Annotated in this window: 15 protein-coding genes; 5 read left to right on the top strand and 10 right to left on the bottom strand. The window is 63.3% G+C overall.

All coding sequences use genetic code 11. The features are described from left to right. Positions 1–57 precede the first annotated feature (57 nt). The gene (locus GJB56_RS07675) at positions 58–849 is read left to right on the top strand and encodes a hypothetical protein (RefSeq protein WP_020969612.1); all 792 of its coding nucleotides are present in this window, start codon (positions 58–60) and stop codon (positions 847–849) included. Here the strand turns inward: GJB56_RS07675 and GJB56_RS07670 are convergent. Together GJB56_RS07670 and GJB56_RS07665 are read right to left on the bottom strand one after the other, a co-directional pair. Further along, positions 839–2,605, bottom strand: a complete 1,767-nt coding sequence (locus GJB56_RS07670) for an enoyl-CoA hydratase-related protein (protein WP_228118218.1) — start codon at positions 2,603–2,605, stop codon at positions 839–841. The genes GJB56_RS07675 and GJB56_RS07670 overlap by 11 nt on opposite strands. Positions 2,606–2,786: 181 nt before the next feature. After that, positions 2,787–3,278 (bottom strand): hypothetical protein, encoded by a 492-nt coding sequence (locus GJB56_RS07665; RefSeq protein WP_019748429.1) that lies wholly within the window; start codon positions 3,276–3,278, stop codon positions 2,787–2,789. A gap of 77 nt (positions 3,279–3,355) precedes the next feature. On the opposite strand from GJB56_RS07665, the gene GJB56_RS07660 reads away from it, so the two are divergent. Beyond that, entirely contained in the window at positions 3,356–3,697 is a 342-nt protein-coding gene (locus tag GJB56_RS07660; RefSeq protein WP_003944783.1) for a metallopeptidase family protein, read from the top strand. 106 nt (positions 3,698–3,803) lie between these two features. After that, the gene (locus tag GJB56_RS07655) at positions 3,804–4,412 is read left to right on the top strand and encodes a hypothetical protein (protein ID WP_020907744.1); all 609 of its coding nucleotides are present in this window, start codon (positions 3,804–3,806) and stop codon (positions 4,410–4,412) included. A 17-nt stretch (positions 4,413–4,429) separates the two neighbouring features. On the opposite strand, the gene GJB56_RS07650 is transcribed toward GJB56_RS07655, so the two are convergent. The 8 genes from GJB56_RS07650 to GJB56_RS07615 all read right to left on the bottom strand — a co-directional run bounded on the left by GJB56_RS07650 (position 4,430) and on the right by GJB56_RS07615 (position 13,141). Then, a complete protein-coding gene (locus tag GJB56_RS07650; RefSeq protein WP_021344248.1) occupies positions 4,430–5,482 on the bottom strand; it encodes a ferrochelatase in 1,053 nt (350 codons plus the stop codon). 84 nt (positions 5,483–5,566) lie between these two features. Further along, positions 5,567–6,364 carry an NADH-dependent enoyl-ACP reductase InhA gene (gene inhA / locus GJB56_RS07645; RefSeq protein ID WP_003944803.1) on the bottom strand — a complete coding sequence of 266 codons (798 nt, stop codon included), beginning with the start codon at positions 6,362–6,364 and terminating at the stop codon, positions 5,567–5,569. Between the two features lie 54 nt (positions 6,365–6,418). After that, positions 6,419–7,168, bottom strand: a complete 750-nt coding sequence (gene fabG1, locus GJB56_RS07640) for a 3-oxoacyl-ACP reductase FabG1 (RefSeq protein ID WP_007727875.1) — start codon at positions 7,166–7,168, stop codon at positions 6,419–6,421. Positions 7,169–7,238: 70 nt separating this feature from the next. After that, entirely contained in the window at positions 7,239–8,219 is a 981-nt protein-coding gene (locus tag GJB56_RS07635; RefSeq protein WP_113683625.1) for a VWA domain-containing protein, read from the bottom strand. Beyond that, entirely contained in the window at positions 8,216–9,208 is a 993-nt protein-coding gene (locus GJB56_RS07630; protein ID WP_003944991.1) for a DUF58 domain-containing protein, read from the bottom strand. Before GJB56_RS07630 ends, GJB56_RS07635 begins: the two co-directional genes overlap by 4 nt. Further along, complete coding sequence (locus GJB56_RS07625; protein ID WP_021344246.1) at positions 9,205–10,401, bottom strand: AAA family ATPase; 1,197 nt, start codon at positions 10,399–10,401, stop codon at positions 9,205–9,207. Before GJB56_RS07625 ends, GJB56_RS07630 begins: the two co-directional genes overlap by 4 nt. 150 nt (positions 10,402–10,551) lie before the next feature. Continuing rightward, positions 10,552–12,099, bottom strand: coding sequence for an NlpC/P60 family protein (locus GJB56_RS07620; protein ID WP_113683624.1), 1,548 nt, complete (start codon positions 12,097–12,099; stop codon positions 10,552–10,554). A 451-nt stretch (positions 12,100–12,550) separates the two neighbouring features. After that, positions 12,551–13,141: an Rv1476 family membrane protein gene (locus GJB56_RS07615; protein ID WP_020969605.1), complete on the bottom strand. Its 591-nt coding sequence runs from the start codon at positions 13,139–13,141 to the stop codon at positions 12,551–12,553. A gap of 456 nt (positions 13,142–13,597) precedes the next feature. Here GJB56_RS07615 and acnA point away from each other — a divergent pair, with 456 nt between their 5' ends. Both acnA and GJB56_RS07605 read left to right on the top strand, forming a co-directional pair. Continuing rightward, complete coding sequence (acnA, locus tag GJB56_RS07610; RefSeq protein ID WP_019748421.1) at positions 13,598–16,399, top strand: aconitate hydratase AcnA; 2,802 nt, start codon at positions 13,598–13,600, stop codon at positions 16,397–16,399. A gap of 101 nt (positions 16,400–16,500) precedes the next feature. Then, on the top strand, positions 16,501–17,067 hold the full coding sequence (locus GJB56_RS07605) for a TetR/AcrR family transcriptional regulator (protein WP_003944970.1): 567 nt from the start codon (positions 16,501–16,503) through the stop codon (positions 17,065–17,067). Positions 17,068–17,081 lie beyond the last annotated feature (14 nt).

Raw genomic sequence — 17,081 nt, 5'->3', positions numbered from 1 at the left:
GCTAGGTCACAACGCCGGGGCCGCGCATGTCGCCACGCCGAACTAAACTTCACGGTCATGAGTTCTCCCAGCGCAACCCTCACCGTGTGGGCAGCGTCATGGCTCGCGGGCGACGCTGCGCCGGACGACGTCATCGACGCCCTTGCCGCGTGGGCGCCGATGCACCTGATCGGCGCCGCCGATGCGGAAACCGCGGTCCGCCACGATCTCGAGTGGCCGGGAGTCACGGCTTCGGGTGTGTCCACCCTGTTGAGAATCGCCCGCTCGGAGGCTGCTGAAGTCCGCCTGGTCCTTCCTACGGCCGGCGATGTACGTGGCCTGCCCACTGGCACCGAGTTCGCACGCGCTGCGATCGCAACGGGTGAAGGGATACAGATCGGCGCCGTCGGCAAGCCGGGAGTCGGCCTCGTGCCGTCGCAGGAAGGTCCGGACGTCTTGCGGTGGACGGTTTTCTCCATTCCCGCTGTGGCGGGCAGCGCCGAATCGATCGGACTCCGTGAAGCCGAATACGAACTGCGCCAGGCTGTTCGGGACGCAGCGGAGGTGCTCGGCGGGCTTCCGGCCGTAGCCACCGGAATGCCTGGGGGCGACGCTCGTACGCTGGTCGCCGAAGCGCTGCAGGCCCAGGCCGGGTACCGCTGGCCGTCGACACTGTCACCTCGGCATCTACAGGTGATCGACACCGCCGACAACGTGGCAGCCATTCTTACCGTCGCTGCGTCGGTCTCGACCAATCAGGCCCCGAGCGTGTCCACTGCGCAGAGGCGTGACGACCTGCTGCGACGACTGTGGGACGTCGTTCGCACTGCCCGTGTCGCGTCGGCGAACAGCGTGTCGATCAGAGCTTGAGCACGAAGTTCCGGCGTTTCTCGGCAAACCCGTTGCGGTCACCGAACATGTCGATCTTCATCTCTTCGAGCTCACGCTCCTCGTAGGGCTCCACCGGATCACGTTCCAGTCGAAGACGTTTGCGCTCCAGCATCGATTCCATCCGATCTCCTTCGAGCAAGTCGGTGGCGACCTCGAGCAACCACGCCTCGAACAGATCCGGCCGTCTGGGGCCGATCGCGTCGACAAGTCCGATGTCCAAGGCTCGACGGATACCGATCGCACTGCACTCGGCCAGCAGGCTGCGGGCCTGCTCCTCGCCGACCCGAGCCGGAAATGTGTACGTGTGCAGTTCCGAGCCGAACAGGCCCATCGTGGCGTAATGAGGATTGAGAACCACACCGTCCCTGGCCACGACTACGTCGGCTCCAAGCGGGAGCATGACCCCGCCGGCACCGGCGTTGCCTGTGAATGCCGCCACCACAACCTGTTCCGTACAGGTGACGATCGCTTTCGCGATCTCGTTGATGGCTTTGATATTGGCCCACGCTTCTCCGGCTTGATCCGACGCTGCCTCGATGACGTTGAGGTGGATACCGTTGCTGAATCTGTCGTAGTCACCCGTCAGGACAAGGATCTTGGTGTCCTGCGCGATCGCCCAGCGGAGCCTGGCGGCCAGTCGGGCGCATTGCTTCGTACTCATAGCACCGTTGTAGAAGCGGAACGAGAGATATCCGATTTCGCCGTCGCGGTGATAGTCGGTCTCGGGGTAACGACTCTCCCAGACCTGTGGAACGAACACGTCCGGACGTACGACCGCGGTCGACGGAAGTTTGACATTGCCGGCGCCGACGAGCCGCGCATGTCCGATCCATACGGAGCCCGCACCGGTGGCGACACGTATCGCCTGGTGGAAGTACTCGACAATTGTGCCGGGCGCTGCATCGACGTGGGTATCGGGGTGAGCGTCGTAGACGTAGACCCGGTCGAGCCCCAACTGAACGGCGACGCCGGGAAACCCGTCGGCGGCGTTGACGGCGCGGACGATGCTCGACGCGTCTTCCTCCCAGCTGAAAACGCGATCGGCCTGTTTCATGCTGGGCCTCGATCGGGCCGATGCCACGGGCCGCGCAACTCGGTCCGATGGGATCGCCTTGAAGTCAGGAGTACGGAAATGTTCGACGACCTCCGTAATGCACTCCATCGCCGCGTCGGTGACTGCCTCGTTGTATACCGAAGATTTGGTTACACCGCTCTGGAGTTCGAATGTCCGCCACGCCCACACCGCTCCGGCATCGAGTTCCTCGGCGGCCTGCAACGCGGTCACTCCCCAGATCGGTTCGCCATCCGTTATCGCCCAGTCCAGCGACGACGGTCCGCGATCACCGGGCGGGCCGGGATGGATGATGATCGTTGTCCACCGCTGCCAAATAGATTCCGGTACATAGGCTTTCAGAAACGGGCAGATGATGAGATCAAAATCTCCCGCAGACGTCGCGGCCAGCACTGCGTCCGCGTCGGCGACGACGGCGGTGCGGACTTGGTGCCCCGCCTCGCGAAGAACAAGACCAGCCCGCTGCGAGAGACCATTGTCGGAGGTGACGAGAAGAAGCACGCTCAACGGTGGCGCGGAAGCCGCGCGTGGGCGTGAGCGCCGGAACAGCGCCGCCGTCGCCGCTCGCAGACGACCCCTGCCCGTTGCATCTTCGCGTAGCTTCGTCGTTGCTCCAGCGCTGGAAATAGCCACAGAAGTCGTGAGTGCGGCCGATTTGGGCATCGGTCTAACTTCGGGGGTCGAAACCATGGATTCCTGCTCGCATGCTCGGGTATCTGCAGCGCAGACCGAACTCCCCCCAGAGCAGGACCGACGCACCGATAGATTGATTGAGGTATTTAGGGACTTTATACCTACCGTCGGTTTGTTTCAATAGCTATTTTCAGGCAAACCGATTGATCGGTCAACCCGCAGTCTTGTGATTGATCGCGATATGGCGGTCGATGCGAATATGTTCGTCCAGCGTCGGGTAGCGCAAACCGGTGTCCTGGCTGTACCCCTGACGGCGCAACCAATCCAGGACATCGCCCCAGAACCAGATCCCCCCGGCGACCGAGTTGTACGGAATCGGAAAGGGAGTGGCCGCCTGCCGGACCCCTCGCACCCATTGTCCGACAGCCTGCCTCGTCACTCCCGCACGGTCGGCAATGTCCTGACGTGACACCAAATCGGGATGCGTCCGCTGGGGACGCACGCCTGCAGCCACCAACTGGTCGACCACGGTGATAGCCGTCGTCGCCGCTCGCATACCTTCCGAGGTGAGCGTCAGCAACTGCAGTCCACGCCGGTCCTCGACCTTTCCGCCCAAGCTCTCTTCGATCGCCTGCTCTTGCGAGACTGTCAGCATCTGAACGATGAATGTGAATTCGTAACGGTGATAGAGGTCTTCGGCCACGCAATGAACATAGCCGTAAGCTGCACTGTTTCCACATGGACACACCCGGATCCCGCCCTCGCACGCACAATGGGCAGATGATCGACGTGGACGACAGTCAGTTCGAGGACATGGTCAAGCGGGCGCTCGACAGTCTGCCCCCGAAGTTGGGTGCGGAGATGGCCAACGTCGCGGTGACCGTTCAACTCGAAGGGGGACGACCGGGGTTGCTCGGGTTGTATCAGGGCATCCCACTGACCAAGAGAACCACCACGTACGCCGGCGTCCTCCCCGACCGCATCACGATCTACCGCAGGGCCATCTGTGCGATCTGCAGCACCGAAGACGAGGTGATCGAGCAAGTTCGCCGAACCGTGATCCACGAAATCGGCCACCACTTCGGGATCGGAGATCCCCGGTTGCGTGAACTCGGATGGTGACAACCGACTCATCTACAAGTCGGAAATCAGCTAGAGGTTGATAATCGGCGAATTGTCATGTCAGCTGTACCAAACCCGCAAAAATTGAACACTTACAGGAGTTCGCATGGTCAATTTGATCCAGATCGCCCCGAAGAATGCCCCGACGTTTGCGATGAGCCGACAGAAGGCCGCCGAACTGCTGGGCATCTCGGTCGACAGCGTCGCGTTTCTCCTCAAGTCTCGCTATCTCCCGGATCTGGACGCCGGCCGGTTGATCTCGATGGCCAACCAACCCTGGTTGTACTCGGACGGCGACTTTCCCGTGCTGCAGCAAGGTGCATCCGAACTTGCGCCGAAGAAGATGCTCCCCGCCCGTAAGTACATCGGCGAGAGCGCAATTCACTCCGACGCCGAATGCGTGGAAGCCAACCAGGGGCAGTGGGCGGGATTCAACGTCGACCATGTGCTCGGCGCCCGCTTCCTGCCTGTGACGCTGCGCAAGTTTCCGGTGTCGGTGCTGCAGATCCACGACGTCAACGACGATGACGAAGAACGAGTGTCATTTGTAGCGACCCTCGCCGGGCGAGTCCGCGAACTGGGGGCGCCCAAGCTCAACTACATCGACCCGTCACTGAGCCCCGAGGATCGACAGATCGTCGAGACGCTCCTCACCTCACGCAGCACGTCCACCGTTCCGGGACCCTGCGGAAAGCTGAAGCAGCCGAACTCCTGAGCGTCGGAAAGCTTCCGTCAGCGGGGGCGCTGAACGGCGGCGCAGCAGTTCACCGCACACGAGAGACCGTTGGTGGTCGAGCCGAGCAGCGGCTCGACCCCCAATCGCAGTGGCTGCTCGGCGTCGGCCAGTTCCCGAACGAGCGTCGGCACCAGCTGCGCAAAACGCTGATCGCGGCCGGGTGTCGCGGCGCGCACGAAATCCATACCGAGTTCGGCCGCCTTGTCCTTGGCCTCGGTGTCCAGGTCCCACACCACTTCGAGGTGATCGGAGACGAAACCGACAGGACACACGATCACGGCGCGAACGTCCTTGGCGGACAGCGTATCCAGGTGATCACAGATGTCGGGGTCGAGCCACGGAACCTGCGGCGGGCCTGATCGCGACTGCCACACCAGATCAAAATCTTCGACGCCGACGGCCTCGGCAACCAACTTCGCAGCCTCGGCAACCTGTCGGCTGTAGAGGTTTCCGCCCTCTGCCGGCGGCCCTGCATTGCGGTCTGCGGCACTCGGGACCGAATGCGCCGTGAACACCAGGCGCGCGGTATCGCGAGTCGCTTCGGGCAACTCTGCGCGGGCCGCGCGCACACCGTCGGCGAACGCGCCGACGACGAGCGGATGGTCGTAGTACTGGCGAAGTTTTGTCAGCGTCGGTGCGCCGTCACCGACGGCTTCACGGGCACGGACGATGTCCTCGTGGTACTGCCGACATCCCGAGTAACCGCCCCACGCCGACGTGGCGAACACGGCGGCATTGCGGACACCGTCCTCGCGCATCTTGGCGACGGTGTCTTCGACCATCGGGTGCCAGTTGCGGTTGCCGAAGTACACGGGCAGGTCCACGCCGGCTGCTGCCAACTCACCTTCGACCCGTTCGATCAGGTCTCGGTTGAGCGCGTTGATGGGCGAAACTCCACCGAAATGCATGTAGTGCTCGACAACGGCGTCGAGCCGCTCCGGTGGCACTCCCCTACCGCGCGTGACGTTTTCGAGGAACGGCCGTACGTCTTCGGGTTTTTCGGGACCGCCGAACGACAAAACGAGAAGAGCATCGAACTGCATGTCCATACTTGCGGTCATGCGTTCAATCTTGCGTGATGCCGTTCGGCGGGGGTCACCCGGGTACTCACCTGTGTAGTAGAAGGGGTGCTACTAGCCGACCATCGCGTGGAAGCCGCCGTCGACGTAGATGATCGACGCGGTCGTGCCGGGCAACCAATCCGAGAGAACGGTGCAGACCGTTTTGGCGACCGGCTCGCGATCGTCGACGTCCCAGCCGATGGGCGCAGCACCGTCCCATGCGGTGTTCAGCTTGTCCAACTCCGCGCCCGGACCGGTGCTGTCGCCGGCAATGGCCTTGGCGGCCAGGGTCTTGATCGGGCCGGAGGACACCAGGTTCGAGCGGATGCCGCGGACGCCGACCTCTTTGGCCACGTAACGGTTGACGGCCTCGAGGGTTGCCTTGGAGACACCCATCCAGTTGTAGAAGGGCATTGCGCGTGCCGGATCGAAGTCCATTCCGACGATGGACGCGTTGTCGTTGAGCACTGGCAGCAAGGCCTTGGCCAGTGCGCTGTACGAGTATGCGGACACCTCTAGCGCGACCGCCACGTCTTCCCACGGCGCGTCCATGAACGGGCTTCCCAGGCAGGAGCGGGGAGCGAAGCCGATCGAGTGGACCACGCCGTCGATACCCTCGGGAGCCAGCTCGCGCACACGCTCGGCGAGAGATGCGAGATCCTCCGAGCTCTGGACGTTGAGCGAGATTGCCGGCGGCACGGGCTGCGGCAGGCGCTGGGCGATGCGATCGATGAGGCGCAGACGATCGAATCCGGTGATCAGTACCTTCGCGCCCTGCTCCTGCGCGACCTTGGCCACGTGGAACGCGATCGACGAATCGGTGATGATGCCGGTGACAAGAATGGTCTTACCCTCGAGCAAACCGCCCATGAGATGTCCTCCTGATTTCAGACGTACGAGAAAGGTGTGTGTGCGAAAAGCGGGTCAGTGCCCCATGCCGAGTCCGCCGTCGACGGGGATGACTGCACCCGAGACGTATGCCGAATCGTCGGAGGCGAGGAAACTGACAACTGCTGCAACATCTTCCGGCTTTCCGGTCCGCTGCAACGGGATGAACTCGGTGGCCTTGTCCTTCACGTCGTCGCCCAGTGCTGCCGTCATGTCGGTCTCGATGAAACCCGGTGCGACGACGTTGGCGGTGATCGAACGCGAGCCGAGTTCCCTTGTCAGGGAACGAGCGATACCGACGATGCCTGCCTTGGACGCGGCGTAGTTGACCTGGCCGGCTTGTCCCGCCAGACCCACCACCGAACCGAGGAAGATGAAGCGTCCGAAACGCGCGCGCAGCATCGACCGGGTCGCACGCTTCGAGAGGCGGAACGTACCGGTGAGGTTCGCGTCGACGACGCTCGTGAACTGCTCTTCGCTCATTCGCATGATCAGTGTGTCGTCGGTGACGCCGGCATTGGCGACGATGACCTCGACCGGCCCCTGGTGCGCTTCGACCTCTTTGAATGCACGGTCGATCGACTCGGTGTCGGTGACGTCGCAAACGACGCCGAACAACCCTTCGGGGACACCGGAACCGCGATGAGTGACGGCTACCTTGTGGCCGTCTGCGGCGAGCCGCTGAGCGACGGCCAAGCCGATTCCGCGGTTACCGCCGGTGACGAGCACCGAGCGCGGTGTGGTGACGGTCCGTTCGGAAACCACTGTCGTGGGAGGGGTAGACATGGCGATCAACCTATCAATTCTCTGCGGGCCGCGTACCAGCGGTATTTGGACAATTCGGAACTGCTCTCGATCAGGGCAGACGCTGCCTGCGTACCAGGGCAATCGTCAGACCAGCGGTCGCGAACACGACGCCGAGGACCAACCACGGTCGACTCGCATCGCCTCGTGTCGTCTCGAAACCGATCTGCTCTTCGAGCGTGTCGTACACCTGGCGCAGTTCTTCGAGGCTCGATGCCGTGAAGAAACTTCCGCCGGACAGGTTGGCGATCTCCTTCAGTGACGCATCGTCGACCGGGACGGGGATTCGGTCTCCTTCGATCTCGACTCGCCCGTATGTCGTTCCGAAGGAAATGGTCGAGATCGGAACGCCCTTGTCCTTGGCCTGACGGGCAGCGGTGAATCCGCCCCGCGGATCGTCCGAGTTCTCGGGAACGGTCTGCTTACCGTCGGACAGCAACACGATGCGCGCCGGTGGCGCCTGATCGCTGCCGCCGAGAACAGCCGACAGCGTGTCGATCGACTGCAACGAGGTGAAGATCGCCTCGCCCGTCGCCGTCCGCTCACTGAGCTTGAGGTTGTCGATGGCGACCTTCGTCGCGTCACGATTCGTGGTGGGCGACACCAGAACCGAAGCCGTTCCGGCAAATGCGACCAACCCGAGGTTGATGCCGGGAGTCAGACCGTCGGCGAACGACTTCGCAGCTTCCTGCGCTGCTGCCAATCGCGTCGGCTCGACGTCGGTGGCCTGCATCGACAGCGACACGTCGATCACGAGGATCACCGTGGCACGGTTTCGCGGGACCTTCTTGTCTGCCGTCGGACCGGCAAGGGCGACGGTGAAGAACACCAACGCGACGACCATCAGAATCGCCGGAATATGACGCCACCGCCCGGGCCGCGAAGGCGCCACCTTCTCCAACAGTTCGAAGTTCGTGAACCGAAGTGTGTGCTTGGCCCGCTGCTTCTGCACCAGTACGTAACCGACCACCAACGCGGCGATGACAGCAAGGAACAGCAGCCACCACGGTGCGGTGAATTGAGAAAGACTCACGAACGAACGCCCCCAGTTCCGGCGCCGGCACCATAACTGTGTCGGCGTGCCGAGATGAATCTCACGACGTCGGCGATCCAGTCCCGATCGGTGTGCAGGGACATGAGCGGTGCGCCGCAACGACGTAGAGCTTGCCTGACCTCGACGCGATGCTCGGCGGCGACTCTGGCGAAGTCGGCGCGCAGTTGCGGCGTCGTGGTGAATTCTCTGGTCCGGCCGGACTCGGGATCGTGGAGCACCACGTCGCCGACGTCCGGAAGTTCGAGGTCGCGCGGATCTACCACCTCGACGCCGAGCACGTCGTGACGTCCCGAAATGGCGCGCAGCGAGCGTTCCCAGTCGATCGGCCCGAGGAAGTCGCTGATGACGACCGCGAGTCCGCGCCGACGCTGTGGCCGTCTGAGCGCTTCGATAGCGCCGACCAGATCACCGCGTACCCCGTCCGGAGCGTGCGGAGTCGTCGCGATCTTGCGGAGCATCGCCTGTGCGTGAATGCGCCCACCGCGGGCCGGAATTCGAGTTGTCTGGGCGCCCGTCGAGATGATGGCGCCGACGCGGTTACCGCCCGAACTGGTCAGGTGAGTGATCGCCGCGGCTGCGGCGACAACCAGGTCGCGCTTCTCGCATCCGGCGGTCCCGAAGTCGAGACTTGCAGACAGGTCGATGACAAGCCACGTCTCGAGCTCACGATCCGCGACCGACTGGCGCACGTGTGGGTGCGTCGTCCGTGCAGTCACGGACCAATCCATCTGCCGCACGTCGTCGCCCGGCTGATACTCGCGGGCGTCACCCGGTTCGGAACCCGGGCCGGGAATCAGGCCGAGGTGATCGCCGTGCAGCACACCGTCGAGGCGACGACGAACCGTCAGCTCGAGGGTGCGCAGCGCAGCGGTGAGTTTGGGATCGCTGAGCTCGCCGGATCGGAACGACGGCGGCGAACCGGTGGATCCGGCGGGTGTCGCCTGGCCACCGTCGCGGCCTTCGGTCACTGCGGGCGACTCATCGTCTCAGCGGTCGCGATCGGCGCGCCGTTTCCCTGTGGATTGACTGTGCCCTGTGGATTCGCGGTGCCCTGTGCGTTGAGCTGAGGTGCCTGCGGTGCGCCCTGCTGAGGCGGACCGGGAACGGTAGGAACAGGCCGCGCGGCGATCTGCGGCAGTCCGACGGTCTGCAGCACCCGGGCGATGACCGCGTCGGGAGTCACCTCGTCGGCCATGGCGTCGTAGGAAAGAACGAGGCGGTGGCGCAACACGTCCGGGATCACCTCGATGACGTCTTGCGGCACGACGTAGTCGCGGCCGCGGACGAGAGCGAGAGCCCGCGACGCGGCGATGATGCCGAGCGTCGCGCGGGGTGAGGCGCCGTACGCGATCCAGCCCGCGACGTCCTCGAGTCCGACCTCACGCGGCGTACGCGTAGCGGCGATGACCCTGACCACGTAGTCGACGAGCGCGTGGTGGACGAAGACGTTGCTGGCGACGCGTTGGAGCCTGACCAACTCCTCCGGACCGAGGATCTGGTGCGGCTCCGGGGCTGCCACACCCATCCGGTAGACGATTTCGCGTTCTTCCTCGACAGTCGGGTAGTCGACGAGGATCTTGAACAGGAAGCGGTCGCGCTGCGCCTCGGGGAGCGGATAGACACCCTCGTTCTCGATGGGGTTCTGCGTCGCCATCACCAGGAACGGATCGGGCATGTGGTACCGCTTGCCACCGATCGAGACGTGGCGTTCTGCCATCACCTCGAGGAGCGCGGACTGCACCTTGGCCGGGGCACGGTTGATCTCGTCGGCCAACACGAAGTTGGCGACGACGGGTCCGAGTTCGGTGTCGAACTCCTCGCGGCCCTGACGGTAGATGCGCGTGCCGATGAGGTCGGTTGGCACCAGGTCGGGGGTGAACTGAACGCGGGAGAACGAACCGCCGACGACCTTCGCGAAAGTCTCGACGGCCAGCGTCTTGGCGACACCGGGTACGCCTTCGAGGAGGACGTGCCCCTTGGCGAGAAGTCCGACGAGAATGCGCTCGACAAGCCGGTCCTGCCCGACGATGACTCGCTTGACCTCGTAGATCGCTCGTTCCAAGGTCTGAACGTCGGCTGCCAGGGAAGGTGCTGCTCCGTCCGCACTTCCGCTCGCCTTGCTTACGTCGACCGTTCCGACCGAATCTTCACGTGAGGTCACCAAGAATCCATCGCTTTCACCTAGAAAAGTACCGACAGTAACGTGTTCCCCGTCAACTATTCCAGGTAGTTGCGCTCGATGCCGTAACACCACGTCGGGAACTTGATAGTTCCCTGACAATGCGGGTGTCAGCGGCATTTCCTCTGACGGTCAGGACACCAGTCGGACGGCGTACGGCGTCATTCCGCCCCAGCGAACCGGGGAGACCATGACACTCGAACCGGATTGTGGTGCCTCGAGCATCTGCCCGTTACCGAGGTAGAGCGCCACGTGCTGGCTGGCGTTGGGGCCGTAGAAGATCATGTCGCCGCGTTTCATCTCCGAAGACGGAACCTGCGTGCCCGCGGTGTACTGATAGCCGGTGTAGTGCGGCAGCGAGATTCCGATGCCGGCGAAGGCGTAGATCATCAAGCCCGAGCAGTCGAACCCGACTTTGTTGAAGTCGCCGTAACTGTCGGCGACGCCGCCGTCACGGATGCCTCGCGTCGGACCGTTTTCGTCGCCGCCGCCCCAGGCGTACTGCACGCCGAGCTGAGACATTCCGCGGTCGATGACGGATTCGATTGCAGCGCTTCCGGTAACGGAAGGCTTCGGCGTGCTGGGCTTCGGCGTCGTCGGCTTGGGGGTGGTGGGCTTGGGCGTCGTGACCGTTTCCTCTTCGGTACCGGTCTCTTCGTCCGTGCCTGTTTCCTCGTCGGTCCCGGTTTCCTCGTCAGTCCAGGTGTCGTCGTCGTCCGGGATGACGGTCGGAGTCGGGTCTTCCACAGCGGTGTGCGGACGCTGAGCCGCTGCCAGTGCTGCAGCTCGATCCTTGGCGGCCTGGTCGGCAGCTGCGCGGGCAGCAGCCTGTGCGGCAGCTTCCTTGGCGGCAGCTTCGAGAGCCTTCTGATGAGCTTCCTCGGCGCGACGCTGCTCGTCCCACGTCGCATACGCCTGGCGTTGGCCCTGCAAACCTGCGACTGCATTGCGGGCGGCGTCGAGCTGAGCCTGAGCGGAGTTCCGCTCGGCTTCGATCGCGGCCTTCTTGGCAACCTGCTGATCGAGAGCGTTGCGCGCGATCTGAATCGCCTGCTCGGCCAGATCCTTCAGTTGTGCCGCGACCTCGGCGGCGGCGTCGGCCTGCTGCTTTGCCTGGCGGGTCGCGGAGTCCTTGTTCGCCTGCTCGGTACGTGCTCGTTGGAGACCGTCAAGCACTGCGCTCTGCGTATTGCCGAGCAGTTTGAGGACCTGCGCGCGGTCGAGGACATCGCCCGGGCCCTTGGCGTCGAGGAACGACGAGATGGACGCGGTGTTGGTGCCCTTGACGTAGCTCGAGCGTGCGTACTTGTCGAAGTCCGTCTGAGCGACCTCGATCTGCGCCGACGCGTCCTTAAGAGCTTGTTTGGTGACGCCGACGGCCTGCGCTGCGGTGTCTGCGGCGCCGCGAGCGTTCTGCAGATCCACGAGCGTCTTGTTGACGTCTTCACGCTTGATCGCAACTTCGTTGTCGAGTGCCGACAACTGTTCGTTGGCCGATGCGACTTGATTGATGAGCGCGCTGACGGTGCCGACGCTCGACGAGACCTGCGAATCGGCCGCAGCGATGTCCGAGTCACTCGGATTCGGCGGCGGCGGTGGTACGGCCGAGGACATGGCGGGCGTACCGACGATCAGGGACCCGACAATGCCGAATCCGATGACCAGTTGCGCCAGGCGCATCGACTTACGGGAAGGACCACGACGGGACTCGCCGCCACGTGTTACTTGCCTCACAAATAACTCTCCCTCGCGTGTAACGCCACGGCCCGCTGGGTCGCCGATCCGTGCGGGGAGGGAATGCGCAGACCAAGCACCGGTCGCCCACAGCCCGAGAGCTGCTCGTCGACCTGGACGTGCCGTACGAACGCCACCGTCGACACCTCGAGAACAAGGCAACCGACAAGTACGCGTCGAACAACATCAGCCTGTCTGCGACACTTCTTCCCCAAAAAGTGCCAGTTGTACCGTACGACACTCAAGCGTTCTTTGGAAACTTTAGCCACAAATAACACAAACGGTATTTGAGCTGGTCGAATGGCATGCAGGTACCAAAAAGGGCAGGTACTCACCGCAAACAGCGGTGAGTACCTGTTTTCGACGAGTTACTGAAAATCTCGCAAAAGGACCAAGGTCAGACGGAATCGGCCCGGTGGTCGGAAGATGTCGCCGTTTCTGAAGTCGAGGCGATATGTCTGGTTTGCGCGTTTTCCGGCTCTCGCCGCCACTTGACGGCAAAGGTAATTCCGGCAATAACCGCAACCAGTGCGATGACAAGGACCGTGTAAAGCGTCCACGGCGGACCCGGCGCCACGATCTCGTGCGAGAAGCGGTCCGCGGTCACGCTCGCACTTTCTCCGAAAGATCGGTCCTGCGCGGTTTCGAGCTGCACGCGACTGATCGAGTCGCTGTAGCTACCCATCCAGTCTGGGCTCAGAACGAGAACCGTGCCGCCTTCGGTTTTGCCGACCGTCGTGGCCAGGTCGCGAAGATCGGACGGCCGGCCCGGATTTGCGTCGACCACCACGACGCTCAAGTCGACACCACGTTCACGGGCGTCGGTCACCACCGCAGTCAGCCCCACAACATCGGACTCCGGGGCGGAGACGCCGTCCGTCGAAAGGTCCGCGAGCACGTCGTCGAGATCGACATCCGACGGAACAGCGACGTGCAACGGGGACTTCACGTGCACAGGCGCAAAAGCGTGATTGGTAGGAGCAGACATCTCTCATCCGGGTGCTGTTCGGATTCCGTCCACCGCTGAGATGCGGGGAGTTCTTCCGAGGTCGTTTTTCGGCGGCCGACCCGCGACGGGCCTGCATGCAGCCTACTTCAGGTCGACTGCCACCAGGCGTCACACGCAACCGCCGCGCGTGCCGCCCGAGCGATAACTGTGGGTGTGGTCACCCAGCCAAGCCTGCGTTGCGCAGGCCCGCAGTCTGCATGAAGATTGTTTCGGTCGACTTGCCCTGAATTCTCACAGGACAAGCGTACTGTTAGACTTGGACCAAGAGGTACCACCGGTCAGGACAGGTTCTACTGCAGCTCCGATGTTCGGACAGTTCTCACGCGAACTGTGCGATTGGCGTGAGCTACGGAGGGTCTTCCCGGCCGAAGTACCTCGCTTCAGCTGCCGACACAGCCCCGTCGGTAGCGACCCTCATAGACGAGTGGAGCAGACGTGAGCACCAGTATCGATTCATTCGGAGCCAAGGGAACCCTCGAGGTCGGTGAGAACTCTTACGAGATCTTCCGCCTCTCGGCCGTCCCCGGCACCGAGAAATTGCCCTATTCCTTGAAGGTTCTCGCCGAGAACCTTCTCCGCACCGAAGACGGTGCCAACATCACCGCGGATCACATCCGCGCAATCGCGAGCTGGGATCCCTCAGCCGAGCCGAGCATCGAAATCCAGTTCACGCCTGCCCGCGTGATCATGCAGGACTTCACCGGCGTTCCTTGCATCGTCGACCTCGCCACCATGCGTGAGGCCGTCACCACCCTCGGCGGCGACCCGAACAAGGTCAACCCGCTCTCCCCCGCCGACATGGTCATCGACCACTCGGTCATCCTCGACGTCTTCGGCCAGGCCGACGCACTCGAGCGCAACGTCGACCTCGAATACGAGCGCAACGGCGAGCGTTACCAGTTCCTCCGTTGGGGCCAGGGCGCATTCGACGACTTCAAGGTCGTCCCCCCGGGAATGGGCATCGTTCACCAGGTCAACATCGAATACCTGGCGCCCACCGTCATGTCCCGTAACGGACAGGCATACCCCGACACCTGTGTCGGCACCGACTCGCACACCACGATGGTCAACGGCCTCGGCGTGCTCGGCTGGGGCGTCGGCGGCATCGAGGCCGAGGCAGCAATGCTCGGCCAGCCCGTCTCCATGCTGATCCCCCGCGTTGTCGGCTTCAAGCTCTCCGGTGAGATCAAGCCCGGCGTCACCGCAACCGATGTCGTGCTCACCGCCACCGAGATGCTCCGTAAGCACGGCGTCGTCGGCAAGTTCGTCGAGTTCTACGGCAACGGTGTTGCCGAGGTTCCGCTCGCGAACCGCGCAACGCTGGGCAACATGAGCCCCGAATTCGGTTCCACCGCAGCGATCTTCCCGATCGACGCCGAGACCATCGAGTACCTGCGCCTCACCGGCCGCAGCGACGAGCAGCTCGCTCTCGTCGAGGCGTACGCCAAGGAACAGGGCCTGTGGCACAACCCCGACAAGGAACCCGTCTTCTCGGAGTACATCGAGCTGGATCTGGGAACCGTTGTTCCCTCGATCGCCGGCCCGAAGCGCCCGCAGGACCGAATCCTGTTGTCGGAGTCCAAGACTGCGTTCCGCAAGGACATCCACAACTACGTGGAAGAGAACTACCCGACCGAGCACACCCAGCTCGACGAGGCCGTCGAAGAGTCCTTCCCGGCTTCCGATCCCGCGGTTCTGTCGTTTGCCGACGACGGAGCGGTCGACGTTCTCTCTGCTGCCAACGGTGCAGAAGGCCGTCCGAGCAAGCCGGTCGTCGTCAAGTCCGACGCCGGTGAGTTCGTTCTCGACCACGGCGCCGTCGTTGTTGCAGGTATCACCTCCTGCACCAACACGTCCAACCCGTCGGTCATGCTCGGTGCTGCACTGCTCGCACGCAACGCCGTCGAAAAGGGCCTCGCCACCAAGCCGTGGGTCAAGACCAACATGGCTCCCGGTTCGCAGGTCGTCACCGATTACTACGAGAAGGCCGGCCTGTGGCCGTACCTCGAGAAGCTCGGTTACTACCTCGGCGGTTACGGCTGCACCACGTGCATCGGTAACACCGGACCCCTGCCCGAGGCAGTCTCGAAGGCCATCAACGACAACGACCTCTCGGTCACCGCGGTGCTCTCGGGTAACCGTAACTTCGAGGGACGTATCTCCCCCGACGTCAAGATGAACTACCTGGCTTCCCCGCCGCTCGTGATTGCATACGGCCTCGCCGGAACCATGGACTTCGACTTCGAGACCGATTCGCTCGGTAACGACACCGACGGAAACCCCGTCTACCTCAAGGACATCTGGCCGTCCACGCAGGAAATCGAAGAGACGATCAAGTCCTCGATCGACCAGGACATGTTCCGCAAGTCGTACGCAACCATCTTTGCGGGCGACAGCCGCTGGCAGAACCTCGAAACCCCGAAGGGTGACACCTTCGAGTGGGACGTGAACTCCACCTACGTGCGGAAGCCACCCTACTTCGACGGCATGACGATGGATCCGGCTCCGGTCAAGGACATCAAGGGCGCTCGCGTCCTCGCACTGCTCGGCGACTCGGTCACCACCGACCACATCAGCCCGGCAGGTCCGATCAAGGTCGGTACCCCCGCTGCGCAGTACCTCGACTCCCACGGCGTCGAGCGTGCGGATTACAACTCGCTCGGCTCGCGTCGCGGTAACCACGAGGTCATGATTCGCGGAACGTTCGCGAACATCCGTCTGCGCAACCAGCTCCTCGACGACGTCTCCGGTGGTTACACCCGCGACTTCACGCAGGAAGGCGCACCGCAGGCATTCATCTACGACGCGTCGCAGAACTACCAGGCAGCCGGCATCCCGCTGGTCGTCCTGGGCGGCAAGGAGTACGGCTCCGGATCCTCGCGTGACTGGGCAGCCAAGGGCACCAGCCTGCTCGGCGTCAAGGCCGTCATCACCGAGTCGTTCGAGCGCATCCACCGCTCCAACCTCATCGGCATGGGCGTTGTCCCGCTGCAGTTCCCGGTCGGCGAGTCCGCAGGTTCGCTCAAGCTCGACGGCACCGAGACCTTCGACATCGAAGGCGTCGAGAAGCTCAACGAGGGCGTCACCCCGAAGACCATGAAGGTCACGGCGACGCGCGAGAACGGCGAGAAGGTCGTGTTCGACGCAGTCGTACGCATCGATACCCCCGGCGAAGCGGATTACTACCGCAACGGTGGCATCCTGCAGTACGTGCTTCGCAACATGATCCGGGGCTAGTCAACCGAGCCCTGCTCTAACCCACGTGGCGGACTCAGCGAGGTGCTGAGTCCGCCACGTGCGTTCAGAGCACAAAGAAAGCGCGAGACGAGGACAACAACGTGCCCAAGGTCAGTGAAGACCATCTCGCGGCACGGCGCAGTCAGATCCTTGACGGCGCCCGCCGCTGCTTTGCGGAATACGGCTACGACGGCGCCACAGTTCGCCGTCTCGAAGAAGTCACCGGTTTGTCCCGAGGAGCGATCTTTCATCACTTCAAGGACAAGGACGGCCTGTTCCTCGCTCTCGCAAGCGAGGATGCGAGCCGGATGGCAGATGTCGTCGCCGAAGAGGGACTCGTCCAGGTCATGCGGGACATGCTCGCGCAGCCCGATCAATTCGATTGGCTGGGAACGCGACTGGAGATAGCGCGTCGACTGCGCAACGACGCCGACTTCCGCGAGAAGTGGTCACAGCGCTCCGTAGAACTGACGGAAGCGACCAGTGCGCGCCTCGCCAGACAGAAATCGGCCGGTCGGCTCCGTGACGACGTTCCGACCGAAATCCTGATCGGGTATCTGGATCTGGTGATGGACGGCCTGGTCGCGAGAATCGCCTCCGGCCACGGCGTCGACAACCTGTCAGCTGTTCTCGATCTGGTCGAGGAATCGGTGCGGCGGCGAGATTGAGGGGCTTCGCCCCT

This window comes from Rhodococcus sp. AQ5-07, from assembly GCF_009707305.1.
GTDB lineage: Bacteria > Actinomycetota > Actinomycetes > Mycobacteriales > Mycobacteriaceae > Rhodococcus_F > Rhodococcus_F erythropolis.
The sequence above is the reverse complement of the archived record's forward strand: the minus strand, read 5'-3'. Positions and strand labels throughout refer to the sequence as shown.

Excerpts from the sequence above, each read along its gene's own strand:
- GJB56_RS07675 (WP_020969612.1), top strand. The coding sequence starts at position 58 with ATGAGTTCTCCCAGCGCAACCCTCACCGTGTGGGCAGCGTCATGGCTC.
- GJB56_RS07670 (WP_228118218.1), bottom strand. The coding sequence starts at position 2,605 with ATGCCCAAATCGGCCGCACTCACGACTTCTGTGGCTATTTCCAGCGCT.
- GJB56_RS07660 (WP_003944783.1), top strand. The coding sequence starts at position 3,356 with ATGATCGACGTGGACGACAGTCAGTTCGAGGACATGGTCAAGCGGGCG.
- GJB56_RS07655 (WP_020907744.1), top strand. The coding sequence starts at position 3,804 with ATGGTCAATTTGATCCAGATCGCCCCGAAGAATGCCCCGACGTTTGCG.
- GJB56_RS07650 (WP_021344248.1), bottom strand. The coding sequence starts at position 5,482 with ATGGACATGCAGTTCGATGCTCTTCTCGTTTTGTCGTTCGGCGGTCCC.
- inhA (WP_003944803.1), bottom strand. The coding sequence starts at position 6,364 with ATGGGCGGTTTGCTCGAGGGTAAGACCATTCTTGTCACCGGCATCATC.
- fabG1 (WP_007727875.1), bottom strand. The coding sequence starts at position 7,168 with ATGTCTACCCCTCCCACGACAGTGGTTTCCGAACGGACCGTCACCACA.
- GJB56_RS07620 (WP_113683624.1), bottom strand. The coding sequence starts at position 12,099 with ATGCGCCTGGCGCAACTGGTCATCGGATTCGGCATTGTCGGGTCCCTG.
- GJB56_RS07615 (WP_020969605.1), bottom strand. The coding sequence starts at position 13,141 with ATGTCTGCTCCTACCAATCACGCTTTTGCGCCTGTGCACGTGAAGTCC.